Annotated in this window: 14 protein-coding genes; 6 read left to right on the forward strand and 8 right to left on the reverse strand. The window is 74.9% G+C overall.

Annotation, left to right across the window (positions count from 1 at the left end; genetic code table 11):
- Window positions 1-42 precede the first annotated feature (42 nt).
- The gene (locus tag ACZ66Z_RS19880; protein ID WP_469935643.1) at window positions 43-696 is read left to right on the forward strand and encodes a DUF6058 family natural product biosynthesis protein; all 654 of its coding nucleotides are present in this window, start codon (window positions 43-45) and stop codon (window positions 694-696) included.
- A 109-nt stretch (window positions 697-805) separates the two neighbouring features.
- On the opposite strand, the gene ACZ66Z_RS19885 is transcribed toward ACZ66Z_RS19880, so the two are convergent.
- Together ACZ66Z_RS19885 and ACZ66Z_RS19890 are read right to left on the reverse strand one after the other, a co-directional pair.
- Window positions 806-3,193: an excinuclease ABC subunit UvrA gene (locus ACZ66Z_RS19885; RefSeq protein ID WP_469935644.1), complete on the reverse strand. Its 2,388-nt coding sequence runs from the start codon at window positions 3,191-3,193 to the stop codon at window positions 806-808.
- A 146-nt stretch (window positions 3,194-3,339) separates the two neighbouring features.
- Window positions 3,340-3,579: a DUF5133 domain-containing protein gene (locus ACZ66Z_RS19890; RefSeq protein ID WP_469935645.1), complete on the reverse strand. Its 240-nt coding sequence runs from the start codon at window positions 3,577-3,579 to the stop codon at window positions 3,340-3,342.
- 143 nt (window positions 3,580-3,722) lie between these two features.
- Here ACZ66Z_RS19890 and ACZ66Z_RS19895 point away from each other — a divergent pair, with 143 nt between their 5' ends.
- Window positions 3,723-4,760: an NAD-dependent epimerase/dehydratase family protein gene (locus ACZ66Z_RS19895; protein WP_469935647.1), complete on the forward strand. Its 1,038-nt coding sequence runs from the start codon at window positions 3,723-3,725 to the stop codon at window positions 4,758-4,760.
- 61 nt (window positions 4,761-4,821) lie between these two features.
- On the opposite strand, the gene ACZ66Z_RS19900 is transcribed toward ACZ66Z_RS19895, so the two are convergent.
- Window positions 4,822-5,685, reverse strand: a complete 864-nt coding sequence (locus tag ACZ66Z_RS19900) for a glutathione S-transferase C-terminal domain-containing protein (protein ID WP_469935649.1) — start codon at window positions 5,683-5,685, stop codon at window positions 4,822-4,824.
- 555 nt (window positions 5,686-6,240) lie between these two features.
- Here ACZ66Z_RS19900 and ACZ66Z_RS19905 point away from each other — a divergent pair.
- From ACZ66Z_RS19905 to ACZ66Z_RS19920, 4 genes are all read left to right on the forward strand, one after another.
- Window positions 6,241-6,696, forward strand: coding sequence for an RrF2 family transcriptional regulator (locus ACZ66Z_RS19905; protein ID WP_469935651.1), 456 nt, complete (start codon window positions 6,241-6,243; stop codon window positions 6,694-6,696).
- A gap of 158 nt (window positions 6,697-6,854) precedes the next feature.
- Window positions 6,855-8,204 (forward strand): acyl-CoA dehydrogenase family protein, encoded by a 1,350-nt coding sequence (locus tag ACZ66Z_RS19910; protein ID WP_469935653.1) that lies wholly within the window; start codon window positions 6,855-6,857, stop codon window positions 8,202-8,204.
- A gap of 165 nt (window positions 8,205-8,369) precedes the next feature.
- Entirely contained in the window at window positions 8,370-9,236 is an 867-nt protein-coding gene (locus ACZ66Z_RS19915) for a universal stress protein (protein ID WP_469935655.1), read from the forward strand.
- 145 nt (window positions 9,237-9,381) lie between these two features.
- Complete coding sequence (locus ACZ66Z_RS19920; protein ID WP_469935657.1) at window positions 9,382-10,089, forward strand: CAP domain-containing protein; 708 nt, start codon at window positions 9,382-9,384, stop codon at window positions 10,087-10,089.
- Between the two features lie 10 nt (window positions 10,090-10,099).
- Here ACZ66Z_RS19920 and ACZ66Z_RS19925 read toward each other — a convergent pair whose 3' ends face one another.
- From ACZ66Z_RS19925 to ACZ66Z_RS19945, 5 genes are all read right to left on the reverse strand, one after another.
- A complete protein-coding gene (locus ACZ66Z_RS19925; RefSeq protein WP_469935659.1) occupies window positions 10,100-11,590 on the reverse strand; it encodes a sigma-70 family RNA polymerase sigma factor in 1,491 nt (496 codons plus the stop codon).
- An 87-nt stretch (window positions 11,591-11,677) separates the two neighbouring features.
- Window positions 11,678-11,968, reverse strand: a complete 291-nt coding sequence (locus tag ACZ66Z_RS19930) for a hypothetical protein (protein WP_469935661.1) — start codon at window positions 11,966-11,968, stop codon at window positions 11,678-11,680.
- Between the two features lie 95 nt (window positions 11,969-12,063).
- Window positions 12,064-14,289 carry an NADP-dependent isocitrate dehydrogenase gene (locus ACZ66Z_RS19935; protein ID WP_469935663.1) on the reverse strand — a complete coding sequence of 742 codons (2,226 nt, stop codon included), beginning with the start codon at window positions 14,287-14,289 and terminating at the stop codon, window positions 12,064-12,066.
- A 43-nt stretch (window positions 14,290-14,332) separates the two neighbouring features.
- A complete protein-coding gene (locus tag ACZ66Z_RS19940) occupies window positions 14,333-15,406 on the reverse strand; it encodes a phosphatase PAP2 family protein (RefSeq protein ID WP_469935665.1) in 1,074 nt (357 codons plus the stop codon).
- A gap of 563 nt (window positions 15,407-15,969) precedes the next feature.
- Window positions 15,970-17,817, reverse strand: a complete 1,848-nt coding sequence (locus ACZ66Z_RS19945) for a glycoside hydrolase family 15 protein (RefSeq protein WP_469935667.1) — start codon at window positions 17,815-17,817, stop codon at window positions 15,970-15,972.
- Window positions 17,818-18,003 lie beyond the last annotated feature (186 nt).

Below are 18,003 nucleotides of genomic sequence, written 5' to 3' on the forward strand. Positions count from 1 at the left end.
CGTCGGGGACCGGCCCGGACGGCCTTCCCGAGGAGTGACGCGATGACGGACCGGACGCCGAGTGCCGGGGTGGCAACGGACCGGACGGCGGTGGAGCGGTCGCCGGCCGTACGGGTCGCCGAACGGTTCCGCGAGGTGAACGGCGACCATCCGATGACCGCCGCCGACGACGCGTACGTCACCGCCCAGTTCGTCCCGCTGGACACGCTGTGCGCCGCGCTCGGCCGGGACCCCGACGAGGTCCGGCTGCTGATGCTCGCGGGACTGCTGCCGCTGCCCGGCTACCTGCGGTCGGACGGCGCCGAGATGGTGCCGCGCGATCTGTTCGCGCTCGCCGACGCGGCGGGCGGCGTCGACCGCCTGCGCGCGTGGTTCACCGGGCACTGGGAGGACCCGGCCCGGGGCGACGAGGAGTGGGCGGCGTACCTGAGCGGCCGGTACGTCTGCCTGCACGCGGTCACCCCGGCGAACATCCACCGGAAGGACGAGCTGACGGCGGAGATCACCGCGCGCCTCGCGACGGCCGGGGACGACCCCTCGCCGGAGGGGCGCGCCGCCCTCCACGCGTGCGTGGACGAGCTGGACGCCCTGGAGCCGGCGTTCGCCCCGTACGACCGGCTGCGGTTCGGCGGGCCGGTCTCGCGGGACACCTGCGTGGACGCCCCCAGGGCGTTCTTCCCCCGCACGTCCCGCTGAGCGGCGCCCCGGCGCGCCCCGGCGACCCGGCGGCACAGCGGCCCGACGGCCCGGCGCCCGGCGCGGACCTGGGGCTCCGGATCGCCGGGTCGCCGGTCGTACGTGCCCGTCAGGCGCCGACGTACTCCGCGAGGTGTTCGCCCGTGAGGGTGGAGCGGGCCGCGACGAGGTCGGCCGGCGTGCCCTCGAAGACGATCCTTCCGCCGTCGTGGCCCGCGCCGGGGCCCAGGTCGATGATCCAGTCGGCGTGCGCCATGACGGCCTGGTGGTGCTCGACGACGATGACCGACTTGCCGGAGTCCACGAGCCGGTCGAGCAGGCCGAGGAGCTGCTCGACGTCGGCGAGGTGGAGGCCGGTGGTCGGCTCGTCGAGGACGTAGACGCCGCCCTTGTCGCCCATGTGCGTGGCCAGCTTGAGGCGCTGCCGCTCGCCGCCGGAGAGCGTGGTGAGCGGCTGGCCGAGGCTCAGGTAGCCGAGCCCGACGTCGGTGAGCCGGGCCAGGATCCGCCCGGCGGCCGGAGTGTGCGCCTCGCCGGAGCCGAAGAACTCCTCGGCCTCGGTCACGGACATCGCGAGCACCTCGCTGATGTCCCGGCCGCCGAGGAGGTATTCGAGCACCGCGGGCTGGAACCGCTTGCCCTCGCAGTCCTCGCAGGTGGCGGAGACGCCGGCCATCATGCCGAGGTCGGTGTAGACGACGCCCGCGCCGTTGCAGGTGGGGCAGGCGCCCTCGGAGTTGGCGCTGAACAGCGCCGGCTTCACCCCGTTGGCCTTGGCGAAGGCCTTGCGGATCGGGTCGAGCAGACCGGTGTACGTGGCGGGGTTGCTGCGCCGGGAGCCCCGGATCGCGCCCTGGTCGACGGAGATCACCTCCTCGCCGGCGGGGATCGACCCGTGCACGAGCGAGCTCTTGCCGGAGCCGGCGACACCGGTCACGACGGTGAGCACCCCGAGCGGGACGTCGACGTCGACGTCGCGCAGGTTGTGCGTCGACGCGCCCCGGATCTTCAGGGCCCCGGTGGGCTTGCGGACCGACTCCTTGACGGCGGCCCGGTCGTCGAGGTGGCGACCGGTGACGGTGCCGGCGGCCCGCAGTCCGTCCACGGTGCCCTCGAAGCAGACGGTGCCGCCGGCCGTGCCGGCGCCGGGGCCGAGGTCGACGACGTGGTCGGCGATCGCGATGGCCTCCGGCTTGTGCTCCACGACGAGCACCGTGTTGCCCTTGTCGCGCAGCTGGAGGAGCAGCTCGTTCATCCGCTGGATGTCGTGCGGGTGCAGGCCGACGGTGGGCTCGTCGAAGACGTACGTGACGTCGGTGAGGGAGGAGCCGAGGTGGCGGATCATCTTGACGCGCTGGGCCTCGCCGCCCGAGAGCGTGCCCGCGGGCCGGTCGAGGGAGAGGTAGCCGAGACCGATCTCCACGAACGAGTCCAGGGTCAGCTGGAGCGCGGTGAGCAGGGGCGCCACCGACGGCTCGTCGAGGCCGCGGACCCAGGCGGCGAGGTCGCTGATCTGCATCGCGCAGGCGTCGGCGATGCTGATCCGCCCGATCTTCGACGCCCTGGCGCCCTCGCTGAGCCGGGTGCCGTCGCACTCGGGGCAGGTGGTGAAGGTGACGGCCCGCTCGACGAACGCCCGGACGTGGGGCTGCATGCCCTCCTTGTCCTTGGCCAGGAAGGACTTCTGGATGCGCGGGATCAGGCCCTCGTAGGTCATGTTGATCCCGGCGATCCTCATCCGTTCCGGCTCGTGGTGGAGGAAGTCCGCCAGTTCCTTCTCGGTGTACTCGCGGATCGGCTTGTCCGCGTCGACGAGGCCGGACTCGGTGTACAGCCGGTGGTTCCAGCCGCCCGGGGTGTAGCCGGGGACGGTGAGCGCGCCCTCGGCGAGCGACTTGGAGTCGTCGTAGAGCTGGGTGAGGTCGATGTCGGAGACCGTGCCCCGGCCCTCGCAGCGCGGACACATGCCGCCGGTGCGCTCGAAGGTCGCCCGCTCGGTCTTCTTGCTGCCGCGCTCGACGGTGATCGCTCCGCTCGCCCGGACCGAGGGGACGTTGAAGGCGTAGGCGCTGGGCGGGCCGATGTGCGGCGCGCCGAGGCGGCTGAAGAGGATCCGCAGCATCGCGTTGGCGTCGGTGGCGGTGCCGACGGTGGAGCGGGGGTCGGCGCCGAGGCGCTGCTGGTCGACGATGATCGCGGTCGTCAGACCTTCGAGGACGTCGACCTCGGGCCGGGCGAGCGTGGGCATGAAGCCCTGGACGAAGGCGCTGTACGTCTCGTTGATCAGCCGCTGGGACTCGGCGGCGATCGTGTCGAACACGAGGGAGCTCTTGCCCGAGCCGGAGACGCCGGTGAAGACCGTGAGCCGGCGCTTCGGGATCTCGATGCTCACGTCCTTGAGGTTGTTCTCGCGCGCGCCGTGCACGCGGATCAGGTCGTGCCGGTCGGCGGCGTGGGGCACGGACGCCTGCTCGTCCGTCCTCGGGGCCTTGCTCATGTGTCTCCAGCCTTCGCGCGATGCCTGTCGGTGATCCTCCGCGTCCGTGGTCGAGCGCGTCGTGCGCGTCGGACACGTCAGGCGCATCGGGCGCGTCGAGCACGTCGGGCGCGTCGAGCACGTGAGCGAAGGTCGTGACGGTCACGCTAGTGGCGGCACGGGGGCCGTGCTTCTCGATTCCTGATCTCCGCCGCCGTCACGTAGCGCTCCGCGGCGAGGACGGCCTCGCGCGCGGTGCGCACTCCCATCAGGACGCACAGGGTGTACGCCGTGTCCTCGAAGCGCCGACGGGCCGACAGGTCGCACGGCCTGTCCAGCACGGTCCGCTCCTGGGCGCGGAAGTGCCGGAGCAGCCGGTCGACGGTGTTCCTGTCGGGCAGCAGCATGGCCGTTCTCCTGTCTCCTGAGTCGCTTCATATTCCCGGCCGTCGGCTCCGCCCGCGACCCATACGGACACGCTGGGTGACGGCGATGGCCAGGGGCGGCTGCCGGAATGCGCTTCCGCCGCCCATGGCGGAGGGTCGGACACATGAATCCGAGCACGATTTCGCGCGTCGTCGTCACCGGCGCCACCGGCAACGTCGGCACGAGCCTCATCCGGATCCTGGCACGTGAGCCGGACGTCGGCTCCGTCCTCGGCCTCGCCCGCCGCCGGCCCGGCTTCGACCTGCCGGGGGTGGAGTGGGCCGAGCTGGACCTCTCCCGGGAGGGGGACGAGCCCCGGCTCGCGCAGTACGTGGCGGACGCGGACGCGGTGGTGCACCTGGCCTGGCGTTTCGGGCCGACCCATGACCCGGTGGAGACCTGGCGGACCAACGTCCTGGGCTCGGCCCGCGTCTTCGACGCGGTGGCGGCGGCACGGGTGCCGGTCCTGGTGTACGCCTCCTCGGTGGGCGCGTACTCCCCCGGTCCCGACGGCGGCCCCCCGGTGTCCGAGGCGTGGCCGACGCACGGGTGGCCGGGCGCCGCGTACACCCGGGAGAAGGCCTATCTGGAACGGGTCCTCGACACGTTCGAGCGTGACCATCCGCTGACCCGGGTGGTCCGGATGCGGCCGGCCTTCCTCTTCAAGGAGGAGTCGGCGAGCGAGCAGCGGCGGATCTTCGCGGGACGGTTCTTCCCCGGGCAGCTGATGCGGCCCGAACTGCTGCCGCTGCTGCCGGAGTTCGACGGTCTCCGGTTCCAGGTCCTGCACACGGAGGACGCGGCGGACGCCTATCGCAGGGCGCTGCTGCGGGACGTCCGGGGCGCGTTCAACCTCGCCGCGGAGCCGGTGATCGACGGCGCGACGCTGGGCGAACTGCTGCACGCCCGGCCGGTGAAGGTGCCCGCCGGTGCGGTGCGGGGCGCCCTGTCGGCGGCCTGGCGGTTGCGGCTGGTCCCCGCCTCCCCGGGGCTCTTCGACGCACTGCGGCACCTGCCGCTGCTCTCCACCGAGCGGGCCCGGCGGGAGCTGGGCTGGGAGCCCGCGGCGAGCTCGCTGGAGGCCGTGGAGGCGTTTCTGCGCGGGGTCCGCGGGGGCACGGGCGACGACACGGCCCCCCTGGCGGGGCACCGCATCGGCTGACGGCGCCCGCCGGGGGCCGGGGCGGGCGCGTCGGAAGCAGGGGCGGGCGCGTCGGCCGGCGTCAGCGCCCGGCGGACCAGTCGACGAGGCGTATCGCCGCACCGGCGGCCTCCCGGCCGCGGCAGTGGGCGCGGTGGCGGCGCAGGAGGGCGTCGATGTCGAGGTGCCGGGCGAACTCGGGCCGGGCGGCCAGGCGTTGGGCGTAGGCCCACAGCGCGGGGTGCGCGGCGACCCGGTCCATGGCGGCGGCGTCGAGGTGCCAGCGGTGCACGGTGTCGAGCTGGACGAGGGTGACCCAGACGTGCACGTCGGCGGCGGTCGGGGCGTCGCCGAGGACGTACGGCCGGTGGGCGAGGCGGCGTTCCAGGGAGCCGAGCGCGGCGAGGAGGACGGTGAGCGGGTCGTGGTGGGCGGACTCGCCGTCGAGTCCGAGTTCACCGGCGCGCTGGGCGGCCCCGTTGACGCTCCGCTCGCACAGGTCGGCGATCGCGTCGACGGCGTCGCGGTGCGCCTCGGGCAGCAGGTCGGGGCCGTCGCCGCGGAAGCGCAGGGCGAGGTCGCGGAGGATGTCCGGGACGTGGGTGCTGACGATCCGTCCGGTCCAGCCGTCGCTGAGGACGGGCGCGGCGGCCGGACCGGTGTAGAGGTGGGCGCTCGCCTCGTACAGCGGGCGGAGGACGGCGTACCCGCCGTCGGGCGTGTCGGGGGTGCCGGGGAGCACGGTGAGCGGGAGCGTGTCGTCGAGTCCGAGCAGGCCGTGGGTGAGGGCGATGCCCAGACACCGGGGGTCGGACGGGTCGACGTGGAGGCGGTAGCGGTGCGGGACGGCGTAGTGGCCGCTGTTCGCGTCGCGGCCGATGCGGCCCCGGAAGACGGGCACGGCGGTGGAGGCGGGCAGGAGCCGGGACGGGACGACGACGGACATGGTTCTCCCTCGGGGTGCTCGGTGCCGGACCGGGCGGCGTGCGACGGCGCGGGGCGCGACGGTCCCGCCGGCGGCGTGGCGCGTCGGCCGCACGGGGCCCGGAGGCGGCAGGGGTACGGGAAGAGGAGACGGGCGGACCGCGGCGGGCGTCCCGGGGGCGCGCCCCGCGGTTCAGGCCTCGGGGGACGGGGGGACGTCCGCGCGGGAACGTCGACTCGCCGCACTGCAGACCCGCAGCAGATCGATGTGCCGGCGGGAGGTCAGGGGCAGCGGGCGCGGGAGGGGCGCGGCGGGCGAGGTGTCCCTCCGGCCGGTGCGTCCCATGGTTCCCTACCTGTTCGCTCGGTTTCCCGTCCACGAGTGTCCGGCGGGCCACGGACGCCGTCAAGGGTGCGGCACGGCCGCCTCAGGGCGCGGTACGGGTCGCCGCGCGTTCGCCGCACGGGCGGCGGCACGGGTCACCGCACGGACACGGCACGGGCCGCCGTGCGGACACGGCACGGGCCGCCGTGCGGGCGCACGGCTCCGGCCGCGCCCGTGCGGAATAATGCGCGCATGCGCATTTCAGCCAGGGCCGACTACGCGGTGCGGGCCGCCCTCCAGCTCGCCGCAGCCCCGGACGCGGGGCCGCTGAAGGCGGAGGCCATCGCGGTGGACCAGGACATCTCGCACAAGTTCCTGGAGGGCATTCTCGGCGACATGCGCAGGGGCGGTCTGGTGCAGAGCCAGCGCGGGGGCAACGGCGGGTACTGGTTGGCCCGTCCGGCCGAGACGATCTCGGTGGCGGACGTCATCCGCTGCGTGGACGGGCCGCTGGTCTCCGTGCGGGGGGAGCGCCCGCCGGACCTGTCGTACTCGGGGCCGGCCGAGTCGCTGCTGACGCTGTGGATCGCGCTGCGGGCCAGCGTCCGGGGCGTGTTGGGGGTGTCGCTCGCGGAGCTCGCGGCGGCGGAGCTGCCGGCCGGGATCGTCGCGCTCGCGGACGACCCCGAGGCCTGGACCAACCCCTGATCGAATCGGCCGCCCCCTCGCCACCTGCGCGAACCTGAAGCCGTCTCGCCCATCGATACGGCGTTGTCCAGCCCATGGACGCCCCTTGGGAGTGGGCGACCGCCTCTGCCAGTATCCCTACTATTCCAGTGGGGATACTAGGGATCGGGTGAGGTGACGTGAGTACGCCGAGGAGATCGCCGAAGAGACCAGCGGTACGGACCGCCTCCGCACCGCCCGGCCGGCCCGTCGAACGGTCGGCCGACGACGAGATCTGGCCCCGCGTCACCCGCGAGCTCGCCGACGACCTCGCCGTCGACGCCCTCGCCCGGGACCGCGCCGGCAAGGCGCCCTTCGACGAGGTCGCGCGCCTCCGGGAGGCGGGACTGCCCGCCCTCCTCACGGCGCCGGGTCCGACCCGGCGGGGCGCGGACCTGCGGGCCGCCTGCGCGGTCGTACGGGAGATCTCCGCCGCCGACAGCTCGGTGGGCGAACTCCTCGCCCACCACTACGCGCTGTCCTGGAGCAGCCGCTTCTTCGGTCTCGCGCCCGGGGCGGGCGACGCGCCCTCCCCCGCGCCCTCCCCCGCGCCCGCCCTCGACGTGTGCACGGCCGAGGAGGGCTGGCTGCTCGCCGGCGGCATCGAACCGCCGCACGTCGAAGCCGTCCCCGGCCTCACGCTCACGCCCGCCGACGGCACCGGCGGCGGCTGGACGCTCGACGGGCGCCGCGCCTTCTCCTCCGGCGTCACGGTCGCCGACCGGCTCGTCGTCGGCGCACGGCCCGGCGGCACCGGCGACCTGCTGGTCGTCCTCGTGGACCCGGCCCGGCCGGGGGTGTTCACGGACGCCGCCGCGGACCGGGTCGGTCAGCGCCTGGCCGGGGCCGGCACCGTCACGTTCGACCAGGTGCCGGTGGAACCCCGGGACGTCCTCGGGGTCCTTCCGCAGGACGAGCACGCCGTCGCGCCCTTCACCGCCCTCGCGCCGCTCGCCCTGCGGCTGCTCCTCGTCCAGGTCGGGCTCGGCATCGCCGAGGGGGCGCTCGCGGAGGCCCGGGACATCAGCCGCGCCGGACAGGCGGGCCCCGTCCCCGTCGACCGCGCGGGAGTCCCGACGGCCACGGACGGCATCGGTGGCGGGGACGACCCGTACCTCCTGCTCGCCTACGGGGAGCTGGCGACGGCCGCGCACACCGCCGCCGCGGTGGTGGAGCGGGCGACGCACGTCCTCGCCCGGGGGCTGCTCGCCGAGTGGTCGCTCGGCCTGGAGGAACGCGCCGACATCGGCGTCCTCGTGGCGGCGGCCGAGACGGTCGCCGGACGGGCGGCCGTCCACATCACCACGCGCGTCCTCGAACTCGTCGACGGAGCGACGGGAGCCGACCCCCACGGCGGCGGGCCGGGCTTCGACCGCTTCTGGCGCAACGCCCGTGCGCTCACCGCCCCCACCCAGGCGGCCCATCGGCTCCGCGACATCGGGGACCACTACCTCCACGGCACCCACGCCCGGCTCACGCTGCTGGCCTGAGCCCGTCGGCAGGGCCGCCGGAGGGACGGGCAGGGGGACAGAGGGACGGTCGGACCGGCACGTCGGGACGTCCGGCCCTCCCGTCAACCCGCCGATGGGCCCAAGCTGGAGGGAGGAGGGCCGGCCGGTCGGCGGGCCCGTCACCGCACCGACGGAGGCAGCCTGATGAGTCGTGAGGTCGTCGCAGGAGTGGACGGCTCCCCCGAGAGCCTCGCCGCGGCCGACTGGGCCGCCCGGGAGGCCCTGCGCCGGGGCCTCCCGCTACGGCTCGCGCACGCGTGGCGCTGGGAACCGCTCGACCTGCCCCTCGTCCAGGACCCCGACGCCCAGCAGCGCACGGCCCGTGCCGTCCTGCACGAGGCCGAGGCCACGGTCGCCGCCCGCCACCCGGAGCTCGCGCTCACGGCCGAGCTCCTCCCCGACACCCCGGTCACCGCGCTGCTCGGCACCGAGGACCGGGCCGAGATGCTCGTCATCGGCTCGCGCGGTCACGGCGCCGTCATCGGCTTCCTGCTCGGCTCGTACGGGCAGCAGATCGTCGCCTCCGCCGCCCGTCCGGTCGTCGCCGTCCGGTCCCGCGACGGCGAGCAGGCCGAACCACCGACGGGACACGTGCTCGTCGGCCAGCTCGGCGGCCCGGAGGACAGCGCGGCCGCGCTCGGCTTCGCCTTCGAGACCGCCGCCGCGCGCGGGGCGGCCGTGCGGGCCGTGCGCGCGTGGAGCCTGCCGCCGCTGTACGCGTACAGCCCGGCCTCGATGCGGCTCGCGGACGAGGCCGGCGGGCTCGTCCCGTACGAGGAGAAGGCGCTGCGCGAGGCGCTCGCCCCCTGGCGCGAGCGGTACCCCGACGTTCCGGTCTCCGAGCACGTCGAGATGGGCAGCGCGGGGCAGGTGCTGCTCTCCGCCTCGGGCGGCGCCCAGCTGCTCGTGGTCGGCCGGCGCGCCCGGCGCGGGGCCGTCGGGCCGCGGATCGGCTCCGTGGCGCACGCGGCGCTCCACCTCGCGCCCTGTCCGGTGGCGGTCGTCCCGTAGGGCTGAAAGGGTCGGACATGAGTTGACGTGCCGTGTTGACGAGGAGTGTCGGGACCGCCGGGGCCGGAAAGCCTTACCGCCGTCGCCCCGGTGGCCCTCCCCGGAACCGGACCGTCCGGCGACCCCGGCGAGAGAGCGGAGCTCCATGCGGCACCACGACCGTCCCGGTCACTCCGAAGCCCCCCGGGGCCCCGCGCGGCCCGACCCGTCCGGAGGAGCCCGGCCGGCCGCCCCGGCGGGGCGCGCCGGGGGCCGGCACCGAAGAGCCGACGGGACGCGGCGGCGCCGCCCGCGCCGTCCGTCGTTCCGCACCGTCGTCACCCTCGCCGGTTCCGCGGCGGTGGTCCTCACCGTGGTGACCGGGATGTACGTGGCCGTCCCGGCCACCGGCACGACGGTCGCCGCGGCGCCGCGCGAAGCGGCGGCCCCGGCCCGGGCCGGCACCGGGAAGGCCGGCACCGGGAAGGTCGCGCAGTTCGTGCGGGACGTCGTCGCGCTCGTCAACACCGAGCGGGAGAAGGCCGGTTGCGGCCCGTTGCGCGCGGAGGGACATCTGCGGAACGCGGCCCAGGGGCACGCCGACGACATGGCCGCCCGCGGCTACTACGAGCACCACAGCCCGGAGGGCCGGGACGCGGGCGACCGGATGAGCGGCGCCGGATACGCGTGGTCGGCCTGGGCGGAGAACATCCACCGCGGGCCGAAGACCCCGGCCCGGGCCATGGAGGACTGGATGGACAGCCCCGGGCACCGGGCGAACATCCTCAACTGTTCCTTCAAGGACATCGGCGTCGGGGTGGCCCTCGCGGCCAACGGCCCCTGGTGGGTGCAGGACTTCGGCACCAGGGGCTGAGGCCTGCGCTTCAGGAGGCGGGGGCGGCCAGCTGCTGCACCCAGATCCTGCCGCCGGGACCGGGCACCGACGCCACGCCGGTGTCCCGGTACCGGCAGTCGAGCATGTTCTCCTCGTGCATGGCCCCGTCCCGCCAGTCCTCGACGACGGCCTCCGGACCGGCCGCGCCTCTGGCCAGGTTCTCCGCCCAGGCGCTCCAGTCGTATCCGGCGGCGGTGATCCGGGTGCCCGCGAAGTCGCCCTCGGGGCTGCTGTGCCCGTAGTAGCCGCGCGCGGCCATGTCGCGGGCGTAGCCGCGGGCCGCCTCGACCAGTCGGGGATCGGTCCGCAGCGGGGCGCAACCGGCCGAGGCCCGGAGCCGGTTGACGAGCGCGGTGACCCGCTCCCCCGGGTCGGCGGCCGGCGTCGGGCGCGGGGTGCGGCGGGGCGCGGGGACCGCGGTCGTCGGTGCGGGGGCGGCGACGGTGGCCTCCGGGCCCGGGGAGGCCGGGGCCGTGACCGGGGCCGTCGTGGCCGGGGGCGCGGCGACGGGCCGGTCGGGCCGGACGTGTGCCTCCGGCCGCGGCGGCACGAGGAGGGCGACCGCCCCGAGGACGGCGACGGCCGCGGCCCCGGCGGCGGAGGCGCGCCGCAGCGGGGTCCACCACCCGGTGGTGCCGGAGGCCTCGGGCAGCCCGGTCGCGTGGGCGGCGTACTCCGTCGCCGGTCCGTCCGTGAGCGCGGCCGCGGCCGTCAGGGGCGGGACGAGGCCGATGCCGACGAGCAGGCCCTCGACGGGGGCGAGGCCGCTGCGGCCCGCCACGCGGGAGGTGCAGGCGGCGCAGGTGCGCAGGTGGCGGGCTATCCGTTTGCGCCAGAGCGGGGAGGGGCGGCCGTCCCAGGCCGTGAGGGTCTCCGTGAGCTCCGGGCACGGCGGCAGCGCGTCCAGGGCGCGGACCACGGCACGGCCGGTGTCCAGGCGCTCCTTCATCCGCTGGACGCGGACGGCGGCGTGCTGGGGGGCGACGCCGAGGCCCTCGGCGAGCTCGGCGCGGGTGAGCTCGCCGGCGGCTTCCAGCCACCACAGGGCGAGGAGTTCGGCGTCGTCCTCGTCGAGCCAGCGGGTCGCGCGGGCCACGTCGCGGCGCTGCCCGGAGAGGCCGAGGCGCAGGATGGTGAGCTCGGTGAAGTCGCCGGCCGGGTCGGCGAGGTCCGTGGCCCGGTCGAGGCCGGGCACGGGCGCCCGTCGGCGCTCGTGCCAGCGGCGCCGTATCCCGTTCATGGCGATGGCGACGAGCCAGGACCGGAAGCGGGACGGGTCCCGGAGGCCGGTCAGGCCGTCGAGGGCGCGGACCATCGTCTCCTGGACGACGTCGTCCGTGTCGGCGTGGCCGTCGAGGGCCCGGCCGACGATGTCGTGGACGAGCGGCAGATGGGCGCGGACCAGCGCGTCCCTGGCGTCCGCGTCGCCCGCCCTGGCCGCCTCCACGAGGGCGGTGGTGCGTCGCTCGTCGCTGTGCATGGATCTGCTCCCTCATCCCTGGTCCGAGTCCCCCGTGGTGGGAGACCCGCGGGCACGGGAGGGATAACACTTCTTCCGGGACGGTGGCTATCTCGGTGGTACGGGCAGGCTCGGGACCGTGGCCCCGCTCCCCTCCCGGACGGCTGCCACGACGGCGTCGTGGAGCTCGCGGCTCTCCTCCTCCGATCCGCACGGAACGGGACTGCCCGACATGGTGAACCAGTCGGATGCGCCGCTGTACTGCACGGCCACGCGTGCCTCGCCCTCGGCGAACGTCGTGTGCACGGTCAGATCGCCCGTGACGACGCCCGCCTCGGCGGTCAGCACCCCACCTCGCCCGGTGTAGACACCGGCGGTCGTCCAAGATGCCCAGCTCATGCCCTCCAGGGTCACACCGGGGGGTGAGATGCGCCACTGACGGGACCGCCCCGGCCGGAGGAGTTCCGGCCGGGGCGTGCGGGGCCCGCGCCGGATCAGGCGAGGGACGCGACGGCCTCGTTGAACGTGGCGGACGGGCGCATCACGGCCGCGGCCTTGGCCGGGTCGGGCTGGTAGTAGCCGCCGATCTCGGCCGGGGAGCCCTGGACGGCGACGAGCTCGTCGACGATCTTCTGCTCGTTCGAGGAGAGGGTCTCGGCGAGCGGGGCGAAGACCTTGGCCAGCTCCGCGTCCTCGGTCTGGGCGGCCAGCTCCTGGGCCCAGTAGAGGGCCAGGTAGAAGTGGCTGCCGCGGTTGTCGATACCACCGAGGCGACGGGTCGGCGACTTGTCCTCGTTGAGGAAGGTGCCGGTGGCGCGGTCGAGGGTGTCGGCGAGGACCTGGGCGCGGCTGTTGCCCGTGGTGGTCGCGAGGTGCTCGAAGGAGGCGGCCAGGGCGAAGAACTCGCCGAGGCTGTCCCAGCGGAGGTAGTTCTCCTTGACGAGCTGCTGGACGTGCTTCGGGGCGGAGCCGCCGGCGCCGGTCTCGAAGAGGCCGCCGCCCGCCATCAGCGGGACGACCGACAGCATCTTGGCGCTGGTGCCCAGCTCCAGGATCGGGAAGAGGTCGGTCAGGTAGTCGCGCAGGACGTTGCCGGTGACCGAGATGGTGTCCTCGCCGCGGCGGATGCGCTCCAGGGAGAACTTCGTGGCCTCGACCGGGGACAGGATCTTGATGTCCAGGCCCTCGGTGTCGTGCTCCGGCAGGTACTGCTTCACCTTGGCGATGAGCTGCGCGTCGTGGGCGCGGTTCTCGTCCAGCCAGAAGACGGCCGGGGCGCCGGTGGCGCGGGCGCGGGTGACGGCCAGCTTGACCCAGTCCTGGATGGGCAGGTCCTTGGTCTGGCAGGCGCGGAAGATGTCGCCCTCGGAGACCTCCTGCTCCAGGAGGACGGTGCCCTCGGAGTCGACGAGGCGGACGGTGCCGGCCTGCGCGATCTCGAAGGTCTTGTCGTGGGAGCCGTACTCCTCGGCCTTCTGCGCCATGAGGCCGACGTTCGGGACGGAGCCCATGGTCGACGGGTCGAAGGCGCCGTGGGCGCGGCAGTCCTCGATGACGGCCTGGTAGACGCCGGAGTAGCTGTGGTCCGGGAGGACCGCGAGGGTGTCGGCCTCCTGGCCGTCCGGGCCCCACATGTGGCCGGAGGTGCGGATCATGGCCGGCATCGAGGCGTCGACGATGACGTCGGACGGCACGTGCAGGTTGGTGATGCCCTTGTCGGAGTCGACCATCGCCAGGGCGGGGCCGTCGGCGAGCTCGGCCTCGAAGGAGGCCTTGATCTCGGCGCCCAGGCCGTGCGGGATGGCGTCCAGGCCGCTCAGGACGGTGCCGAGGCCGTCGTTCGGGGACAGGCCGGCGGCGACGAGCACCTCGCCGTACTTGGCGAAGGTGTTCGGGAAGAAGGCGCGCACGACGTGGCCGAAGACGATCGGGTCGGAGACCTTCATCATCGTGGCCTTGAGGTGCACGGAGAAGAGCACGCCCTCGGCCTTGGCGCGGGCGACCTGCTCGCCGAGGAAGGTGCGCAGGGCGGCGGCGCGCATGACGGCGGCGTCGACGACCTCGCCCGCGACGACCTTCAGCGGCTCGCGGAGCTCGCCGACGGTGCCGTCGGCGGCGGTGAATTCAAAGCGGAGGGTGTCGTCCTGCGCGATGACGACGGACTTCTCCGTGGAGGCGAAGTCGTTCTCGCTCATCGTGGCGACGTTGGTCTTGGACTCGGGGGTCCAGGCGCCCATGCGGTGCGGGTGGGTCTTGGCGTAGTTCTTGACCGAGCCGGGCGCGCGGCGGTCGGAGTTGCCCTCGCGCAGGACCGGGTTGACGGCCGAGCCCTTGATCTTGTCGTAACGGGCGCGGACGTCCTTGTCCTGGTCCGTCTTCGGGTCGTCCGGGTAGTCCGGGAGGGCGTAGCCCTGCGCCTGGAGCTCGGCGATCGCGGCCTTGAGCTGCGGGATGGACGCAGAGACGTTGGGCAGCTTGATGATGTTGGCGCCGGGCGTCTTGGCCAGGTCACCGAGCTCGGAGAGGGCGTCGGGGATGCGCTGCCCCTCCTCCAGGAACTCGGGGAAGACGGCGATGATGCGGCCCGCGAGGGAGATGTCACGCGTCTCGACCGTGACGCCGGCCTGCGAGGCATACGCCTGGATCACGGGCAGGAACGAGTACGTCGCCAGGGCGGGCGCCTCGTCAGTGTGGGTGTAGATGATGGTCGAGTCAGTCACCGGGTGCTCCGCTCCACGTCTGCGTATGCGAGATTGCTCGACATCAAGATATCTCGTGATCGTGGTCCTCCGTAAAGGGCCCCACGAGCTCGGCGTCGTGCGGAACGCCCGCGGCCTCGACGAAGGGGCCTCCGAGCCGGTACGGGGCGGGGGCGCCGTCCACGTCGACGCGGCGGAGCAGGAGGAGCGGGACCAGGCCGGCGGCGGCGACCACGCCCGCGGCGAGGGCCTGGCCGCAGCGGTGCGCGAGCCGGAGCTGGGCCGGGTCGTACGGGGCGGCGGCGGGCAGTGCGAGGGTGTCGCCGAGCAGCCACAGTCCGGCGCCCAGGCCCGCCACGGTGAGGAGGGCGAGCGGGAGGGCGGCGAGGAGGCCGGGCAGGGGGGTGCCGCGTCGCGGGGCGGGGCGGACCTTGCCCTTGCGGGCGATGACGGCGAGGAGGCCGGAGGTCACGGCGAGGACGACGAGGGCGGCGGCGATGACGTCGCCGGGCCGGTGCCGCCCCGACGCGATGGTGTACGTGCCGACCGCGGCGGCCCAGAGGGTGGCGACGCCGACGGCGAGGGCGCGCTGCCGGTGGGGGACGACGAGGACCAGACCGAGGGCGACGCCGAGGGCGAGCGTGGTCTGGGCGCTGGGGAAGCCGCTGGGGACGAGGGCGCCCGCGGTGTCGACGAGCCGGGGCCGGGGCGCGTACCGCTGGAGGAGCCCGGTGAGGACGAGGGCGGTCACGACCGCACCGGCGGCGGCGCCGGTGAGGGCGTACCGCCTGCGTATGAGTCCGACGGCGAGGAGGAGGACGCAGCCCAGGATGAGGGAGAGGGTGGTGAGCCCGGCGAGGGAGGGGTGCTCGCGGATCACCGTGACGGCCACGGAGTCGGCGCGCCGGCCGGTCACGGCGGCGTCGCCCCAGCGGCGGCCGGTCGCGGTGAGCACGAGTCCCGCGTAGACGACCGTGAGGACGAGGACGGCCCCGAGGCAGGCACGCCGGGTCCGGGTGCGGGCCCGCGTGCTGAACGAGCCGGCGGCCTCGCCGGCCACGGCGGCGTACCACCAGGTGTCACCGGTCTCCAGCGGCCTCGGGGAGCCGCCGGCGCGGGGCCTGTCGTAGGAAGCCATGCCCCGATTCGAACCCACGCGCGCCCGTGGCGCCCGCTGGACGCACCCGAACGACACGCCGACGCCGAACGGTCGGGCACCTCACAGGCGTCTCGGCGCTCCGGGGACGGGCGCCGGGGCCCGGCGGGGGCCAGCCCCGCGAAGGGGCGGCCCGGGCCGATCAGCCGGACCGTGGAGTCCGCTCCGCGGCCGTGGAGGAGCGCCGTGGAGGGGCTGGAGCGCCGCGGAGGGGCTGGAGCGCCATGGGCGGGCTGGAGCGCCGTGGGCGGCTAGGAGCCCGTGGACGCCCGAAGCGCGTGGACACCCGAAGCGCCGTGGACGTCTGGAGCGCGAGGGCCCCTCCCGGCGCCGGCTCCGTCCGGCCGAGGAGACGCATCCGGCCGAGGAGTCGCGTCCGGTGGACGCACCCCGCCGCCGGGGCGTCGCCCGGCCGCTGCGGAGCGCTGCCGCCCCGCCGGCCGGCAGGCGGGGCCGCAGGGCCGCGAGCACGGCGGCCGGAAGCGCGGGGCACCGGGGCACGGTCCGTCCCCGCCCCTCCGGCACCGCGCCGGGAGTCGGCCCGGTCACGCCACGGCGAGGCGACCCCGGTCGCGGTCGCGGCGACGCGTGCCGTACAGGGTGAACGCCGTGTTCACCAGGGCGACGTGACTGAGCGCCTGGGGCGTGTTGCCGAGCTGGCGGCCCGCCACGGGGTCCCATTCCTCGGCGAGGAGCCCGACGTCGTTGCGGACGTCGAGGAGCCGCTCGAAGACGGCCCGGGCCTCGTCGGCGCGGCCCGTCACGGCGAGCGCGTCGGCGTACCAGAACGTGCAGGCGAGGAAGGCCCCCTCGGTGTCCCCGAGGTCGTCGAGGTCGTGCGTGCCGCCGTCCCGCACGTCGCCGTACCGGCGCAGGAACCCGTGGTCGTCGAGCCGCTCCATCGCCCGGACGGTGCCGAGGACGCGGGGGTCGCCGGCCGGCAGGAAGCCGAGCCGGGGGATCAGCAGGGCGGTGGCGTCGACCTGTCGGCTTCCGTAGTACTGGGTGAAGGAGCGCTGTTCCTCGCTCCACCCGCGGGCGCAGATCTCCGCGTGCAGTTCGGCGCGGACCGCCTGCCAGCGCGGGAGGGAGCCGCGCAGTCCGGCGACGCGGGCGAGGCGGACGGCCCGGTCGGCGGCGACCCAGGCCATGACCTTGGAGTGGACGAAGTGGCGGCGCGGGCCCCGGACTTCCCAGATGCCCTCGTCGGGCTCCCGCCAGCGCTCGCCGAGGTACTCCAGGAGCGAGGCCACCAGGGCCCAGGCCGCGGGGTCGAGGACGATGCCCGCGCGGACGGCCGAGTAGACGGTGCTGAGCACCTCGCCGTAGACGTCGAGCTGGAACTGGTCGACGGCCGCGTTGCCGAACCTGACCGGCCGTGAGTCCTCGTAGCCGGGCAGCCAGTCGGCGTGCGTCTCGGGGAGCCGTCGCTGGCCCTCGACCCCGTACAGCGGCTGGAGGTCGGCGGGGTCGCCCGCGACGGCGCGCAGCAGCCAGTCGGTCCAGGCCAGCGCCTCCCTGCGGTAGCCGCTGCGGAGCAGGCAGGAGAGCGTGAAGGTGGAGTCCCGCAGCCAGCAGAAGCGGTAGTCCCAGTTGCGGCCGCCGCCGACGGACTCCGGGAGGGAGGCGGTGGCGGCGGCGACGATGCCGCCGGTGGGGGCGTAGGTGAGGGCCTTGAGGGTGAGCAGGGAGCGGAGCACGGCCTCGCGCGCGGGGCCCTCGTAGCGGAGGGCGGCGGCCCAGTCGTTCCAGAAGTCGAGGGTGCGGGTGAGCGCGGCGGCCACGTCGGCGGGCGAGGCGGGCCGCGGCGCCGGGACGTGCGAGGGGCTCCAGCCGAGGACGAAGGCGACCCGTCGACCGGCCGTGACGGTGAACGCGCAGCTCGTGCGCTCCGGGGTGACGTCGAGTTCGACGCCGGGTCCGCAGGAGAGGTGGGCGGAGTCGGGGCCGGCGACGGAGACGACGGTGAGCCGGTCCGTCGAGCGGGTCCAGGGCACGATGCTGCCGTGGTGGAAGCGGACCCTCAACTCGCCCCGCACGTCCACCCGTCCCGTGATCCCCTCGACGACGCGGACGATCCTCGGGCCGCCGTCGACCGGGAGGCCCCGGGAGCGCGGCGGCATGAAGTCGGTGACCCGGACCGTGCCGGAGAGGGTCTCCCAGAAGGTGTCGAGGACCAGCGTGTCGCCCCGGTAACTCCTGCGTGTGCAGCGGCTCTTGCCGACCGGGGCGAGGATCCAGCTGCCGTGGTCCGGCCCTCCGAGGAGGCCGGCGAGGCAGGCGGGCGAGTCGAAGCGCGGCGCGCACCACCAGTCGACGGACCCGTCGGTCCCGATGAGCGCAGCGGTCTCCAGGTCACCGACGAGGGCGTAGTCCTCAATTCGCCCTGCCATGACGGGATTGTATTCCTCTCGGAGGGCACGCGCAGAAATGACCGGGCGACAGGGCGGGTCATTCCTTCGCGACCGGCCGCATACTCTTCCGTTTTCCTTGACGGCGCCGCCCCGGGCGCAGGATTCTGAGAGTCGCGGGCCGGTCGACGAAAGGCCGGGCCGACGAGTAGGGCGTACCGATGAGTA

Source organism: Streptomyces sp. NPDC107498 (assembly GCF_055582805.1).

What these genes read in the sequence shown, in the direction of transcription:
- ACZ66Z_RS19880 (WP_469935643.1), top strand. Translation starts at nt 43, where the DNA reads ATGACGGACCGGACGCCGAGTGCCGGGGTGGCAACGGACCGGACGGCG.
- ACZ66Z_RS19885 (WP_469935644.1), bottom strand. Translation starts at nt 3,193, where the DNA reads ATGAGCAAGGCCCCGAGGACGGACGAGCAGGCGTCCGTGCCCCACGCC.
- ACZ66Z_RS19890 (WP_469935645.1), bottom strand. Translation starts at nt 3,579, where the DNA reads ATGCTGCTGCCCGACAGGAACACCGTCGACCGGCTGCTCCGGCACTTC.
- ACZ66Z_RS19895 (WP_469935647.1), top strand. Translation starts at nt 3,723, where the DNA reads ATGAATCCGAGCACGATTTCGCGCGTCGTCGTCACCGGCGCCACCGGC.
- ACZ66Z_RS19900 (WP_469935649.1), bottom strand. Translation starts at nt 5,685, where the DNA reads ATGTCCGTCGTCGTCCCGTCCCGGCTCCTGCCCGCCTCCACCGCCGTG.
- ACZ66Z_RS19905 (WP_469935651.1), top strand. Translation starts at nt 6,241, where the DNA reads ATGCGCATTTCAGCCAGGGCCGACTACGCGGTGCGGGCCGCCCTCCAG.
- ACZ66Z_RS19915 (WP_469935655.1), top strand. Translation starts at nt 8,370, where the DNA reads ATGAGTCGTGAGGTCGTCGCAGGAGTGGACGGCTCCCCCGAGAGCCTC.
- ACZ66Z_RS19920 (WP_469935657.1), top strand. Translation starts at nt 9,382, where the DNA reads ATGCGGCACCACGACCGTCCCGGTCACTCCGAAGCCCCCCGGGGCCCC.
- ACZ66Z_RS19925 (WP_469935659.1), bottom strand. Translation starts at nt 11,590, where the DNA reads ATGCACAGCGACGAGCGACGCACCACCGCCCTCGTGGAGGCGGCCAGG.
- ACZ66Z_RS19930 (WP_469935661.1), bottom strand. Translation starts at nt 11,968, where the DNA reads ATGAGCTGGGCATCTTGGACGACCGCCGGTGTCTACACCGGGCGAGGT.
- ACZ66Z_RS19940 (WP_469935665.1), bottom strand. Translation starts at nt 15,406, where the DNA reads ATGGCTTCCTACGACAGGCCCCGCGCCGGCGGCTCCCCGAGGCCGCTG.
- ACZ66Z_RS19945 (WP_469935667.1), bottom strand. Translation starts at nt 17,817, where the DNA reads ATGGCAGGGCGAATTGAGGACTACGCCCTCGTCGGTGACCTGGAGACC.